Genomic DNA, 924 nt, shown 5'->3' on the forward strand with positions numbered 1-924 from the left:
TCCCGGGGTGCGCGACCCACGAGCCGTCGAACCCGTCGTTGGCCTCGCGGGTCTTGTCCTCGGTGAGCTTCGCGAAGGCGAACTCGTTCTGCTTCTCGTCCTTGCTCGGGATGAACGCCGCCATGCCGCCGATCGCGTGCGCCCCGCGCTTGTGGCAGGTGCGGACCAGCAGCTCGGTGTAGGCGCGCATGAACGGCACGGTCATCGTCACCGAGTTGCGGTCCGGCAGCACCCAGTCGTCGCCGCGGGTGCGGAAGCACTTGATCACGCTGAACATGTAGTCCCAGCGCCCGGCGTTCAGCCCCGCCGAGTGCTCGCGCAGCTCGTAGAGGATCTCCTCCATCTCGAACGCCGCCGGGTAGGTCTCGATCAGCACCGTCGCGCGGATCGTGCCGCGCGGGATGCCGAGGAAGTCCTGCGCCAGGACGAACGCGTCGTTCCAGAGCCGGGCCTCCAGGTGCGACTCCATCTTGGGCAGGTAGAAGTACGGGCCCTGGCCCCGGTCGATCTGCAGCTGCCCGCTGGTGGCGAGGTAGAGCGCGAAGTCGACGAGGCTGCCCGACGTGCGCTCCCCGTCGACCTCGATGTGCTTCTCGGGCAGGTGCCAGCCGCGCGGGCGGACGACGATCGTCGCGTGCTCGCCGTCGTTCAGGCGGTACTCCTTGCCCTCGGGGCTGGTGAAGTCGATCTGGCCGGTGATCGCGTCGCGCAGGTTGAGCTGGCCGCCGACGACGTTCTCCCACAGCGGCGTGTTCGCGTCCTCGTGGTCGGCGAGCCACACCTTGGCACCGGAGTTCAACGCGTTGATCGTCATCTTCCGGTCGGTCGGCCCGGTGATCTCGACCCGCCGGTCGACCAGTCCCGGCGCGGGGTCCGCGACCCGCCACGAGTCGTCCTCCCGGACCGCCCGGTTCTCCTCGAGGA

At 69.2% G+C, this 924-nt stretch carries 1 pseudogene; it reads right to left on the reverse strand.

Annotation, left to right across the window (positions count from 1 at the left end):
- Positions 1-924, reverse strand: a pseudogene (locus Q0L15_RS20720) (malate synthase A); the annotation flags it as partial.

Source organism: Nocardioides sp., from assembly GCF_024509035.1.
Classification (GTDB): domain Bacteria; phylum Actinomycetota; class Actinomycetes; order Propionibacteriales; family Nocardioidaceae; genus Nocardioides.